Annotated in this window: 4 protein-coding genes; 3 read left to right on the top strand and 1 reads right to left on the bottom strand. The window is 70.4% G+C overall.

Annotated elements, in window-relative coordinates; all coding sequences use genetic code 11:
- The first annotated feature begins 59 nt into the window (after positions 1-59).
- Positions 60-524, top strand: coding sequence for a nitrilase (locus C1I97_RS34125; protein WP_111006869.1), 465 nt, complete (start codon positions 60-62; stop codon positions 522-524).
- A gap of 148 nt (positions 525-672) precedes the next feature.
- On the opposite strand, the gene C1I97_RS34120 is transcribed toward C1I97_RS34125, so the two are convergent.
- Positions 673-1005 (bottom strand): hypothetical protein, encoded by a 333-nt coding sequence (locus tag C1I97_RS34120; RefSeq protein ID WP_111006868.1) that lies wholly within the window; start codon positions 1003-1005, stop codon positions 673-675.
- A gap of 378 nt (positions 1006-1383) precedes the next feature.
- On the opposite strand from C1I97_RS34120, the gene C1I97_RS34110 reads away from it, so the two are divergent.
- Positions 1384-2328 carry a helix-turn-helix transcriptional regulator gene (locus C1I97_RS34110; protein WP_111006866.1) on the top strand — a complete coding sequence of 315 codons (945 nt, stop codon included), beginning with the start codon at positions 1384-1386 and terminating at the stop codon, positions 2326-2328.
- A 23-nt stretch (positions 2329-2351) separates the two neighbouring features.
- The coding region (locus tag C1I97_RS34105) for a helix-turn-helix transcriptional regulator (RefSeq protein WP_111006865.1) at positions 2352-3103 on the top strand (752 nt) is incomplete at its 3' end.

Genomic DNA, 3103 nt, shown 5'->3' with positions numbered 1-3103 from the left:
GAGCACCTGCTCATCGGCATCGCCGCGAAGGGCGGCGCGGCCGGCTGGGTTTCGGGTTCATGGCCACCACCACGTATTCCCCGGACCCGGGCACCCCCGACGCACCGTGCTCCGGTTTCTGGCGGGAGAGGCACCTGTACACGCCGCCCCCTCCGCCCCGGCGGCACCCGCACATCGTTCCCGTCGGGGTGACGTACGACCTGCGGGCGCGGCCGGCGCGGGTGATCACGAACAAGTCGAGCGCGAAGACGGCCCATGCGCCGGCGGTCGGCCCGCAGGGCACCCCGGTGGCGGTGTGCCAGGTGGACGGGCGGCGGTGGGCGGCGCCGGAGGGGCGCGGGTTCGTCCGGACGGAACCGGACCGGATCGCGGAGGCGGAGCCGCGCCGCGCCGCGCCGCGCCGGGCGAGGGGAGCCCCCCTGCTCGAGCGGAGCCGAGAGCCTGGGGGAGAGCGGGCACCGGGACCGGACCCGCCCCGCGTGGCGACCGGGATCGTGCCGGCCCGGGCGCTGGGGCGCGACTGAGCGGCAACGGCTGTTTTCGGTCAGTGATCGAACGCGCCGATACCCGGAGGTTTCCGGGAAAACTGCAGCGGCGTCACCGTGTTCAGGTCACGGTGACGCCGCTGCGGGGGGAAGCACCTGAGCGATCTGTTACGACGGGGGAATCGCGTCAGGCACTGCGGGGGGTGGCGATGGTTCTGATGTCGGCGGGCTCCGGCGCCACCTGCCGGTGGTCCCGCTGGTCCAGGTTCACGAAGATCATTCCGTAGCGGACGGCGCACCGTACGGGCTGGGGCGCCCCCCGTGGCCGCCGCAGACACCGGTACGCCCGTACGTCTCCGTCGTCGTCCCGCGTGACGACGACCGGCTCACCGAAGACGGTCACCATCAGCGAGTCACCGCTGTGGGGGATGGCGGTGACCAGGTCGATGAAGTGCCAGCCGGAGCGGTAGGCGGTGGCCATCTCACGACGGAAGGAGCGGTCGTCCGGAGGAGTCGTCATCAGCTCAACCCCATGTACTGTCGTCTACACCCGCGGGAGAAGCCGATGCGTCGCCGACGGAACCCCTGGGCCCGTCAGGTGCAACCACTCCCCACGTGCTGTCCGCCCGGACATCCCCCTTCGCGCCGGACAGGCCCCCCATTGCGGTGATGGCCATGGCGGCGGAGAAGGCGGCAACAAGCACCGAGCGAAGCATTCTCTTACGCATAGTCGGCTTCGTCCTCACGTGAAGGTCCCCTCTTCCCCCGTCAAACAAGACGATGGCTCATTCAGGCACGTCATGGCCACCCAAACGGTGCATCATGTTCCTGCATGTTCAGGACCCTGGGGGGTGGAGATTTCTTGATGAATCAGACAAAGGCGCCACATCCCCACGCGATGAGCGAGCTGTGCGAGGCGGGCAGCCGTCTGTACGCGAAGGCGCTCCGCACGGGACGCATCGCCCGCGCGGAGGCGGATCCCGCACCTTGCCTGATGGAGTTCGCCCTTCTCCATCCCGATCCGGACGATCCGAACTGGCTGCGCCCCGTGCCCCCCTCGGTCGCCCTGGCCCACCGGCTCAACCCCATCGAGCGCGAGATCGCCGAACGCAGACGGCTGTCGGTCGAACTGGCCGAGGCCTTCGAGCCGTTCATGGCGCTCAGCGCCCAGGTCACGACGGGGACGCACTCCATCACGGTGCTGGAAGGCCTGGACAGGATCAACGCGGCGCTGGATCTGGCCACGGCCGAGTGCCAGTCGGAGATGCTCACCGTGCAGCCGAGCAGCCGCCGTCTCGAACACACCCTCGTGCAGGGGCTGGAGCGGGACCGGCCGCTGATCGAACGCGGCGTGCGCATCCGGACGCTGTACCAGCACACCGCCCGCTACAGCCCCGAGACGCTCGGCTACGTGGCGCAGTTCTCCGAGGGCAAGGTGGAGTACCGCACCATCGACGAGCTGGTGGAGCGCCTCATCATCTGCGACGAGACGGTCGCGTTCATTCCCACGCGCGACGACCGCCAGGTCGCCCTGGAGCTGCGCCACCCGGGCCTCGTCCGCTACCTGATCAAAGTCTTCGAGTTCATGTGGGCCCGCGCGGTGCCGTTGAGCACCGGAGCCCCCTACGAGACCGCCCCCGACGGCATCACAGAGATCCAGCACTCCATCGCCAAGCTCCTCGTCGAGGGCCACGTCGACGAGGCCATCGCCCGCCGGCTCGGCATGAACGTCCGCACCTGCCGCGCCCACATCGCCAAACTGGCCTCCGCCCTGGGCAGCGGCAGCCGGGCCCAACTCGGCTACCTCATCGCACAGTCGGGAATTCTGGAACAGGACCACTGAGCCCCCGGGAGGAGGTGCCGCGCGTGACCACGAAGACGCACGACCACGCGGCCGAGGAGCTGTGCGGGGCAGGCCTGGAACTGTACGGACGCGCACTCCGTGAAGGCCGCATACGGGCCGCGGAGGCCGAGCCGGCGCCCTGCCTCGCCGACCTCGGCCTCCTGCGCCCCAGCGTCACGGACCCCGGCCTGCTGGAGCCCGTGTCACCGGGCCTTGCGCTGCGGCGCCTGCTGACGAGTTCGGCGGACCGCGTCGCCACCGAGCGACACCGCGAAGTCCGGCTTGCCGAAACGTTCGAGCCGCTCCTGAAGGCGAGTCGGCCCCCCGGCGCCGCGGCGAACACACCAGGCATCGCGGTTCTCAGCGACAAGAACCTCATCGGCCGGACCATCGCGGACGTCATGGCCGATGCCACCGAGGTGCTCACGGTGCAACCCCGCACCACTCACATCGGTCCGGACCCCGGCGTCCACGCGGACGCCATCGAGCGCGACCAGGCGCTGCTCGACCGGGGCGGCCGCATCCGCGCCCTCTACCAGCACACCTTGCGCCACGCCCCCACGGTCCTCGCTCGTTACGAACGTCTGGAGGGTGACGTCGAGGCCCGTACGCTGGACGAGGTCACCGAGCGGCTGATCCTCGTCGACCGCGCCGTCGCCTTCATCCCGGCCGACGCGGACCGCACCCTGGCCCTGGAGATCCGGGTCCCCGCGCTCGTCGAGTACCTGGGCACCGTCTTCGACCGCTTCTGGCACCTCGCCACCCCCATGCACCC

Source organism: Streptomyces sp. NTH33, assembly GCF_003236365.1.
Taxonomy (GTDB): domain Bacteria; phylum Actinomycetota; class Actinomycetes; order Streptomycetales; family Streptomycetaceae; genus Streptomyces.
The sequence above is the reverse complement of the archived record's forward strand: the minus strand, read 5'-3'. Positions and strand labels throughout refer to the sequence as shown.

Coding starts and splice junctions, on each gene's coding strand:
- C1I97_RS34125 (WP_111006869.1), top strand. CDS start 60: ATGGCCACCACCACGTATTCCCCGGACCCGGGCACCCCCGACGCACCG.
- C1I97_RS34110 (WP_111006866.1), top strand. CDS start 1,384: ATGAGCGAGCTGTGCGAGGCGGGCAGCCGTCTGTACGCGAAGGCGCTC.
- C1I97_RS34120 (WP_111006868.1), bottom strand. CDS start 1,005: ATGACGACTCCTCCGGACGACCGCTCCTTCCGTCGTGAGATGGCCACC.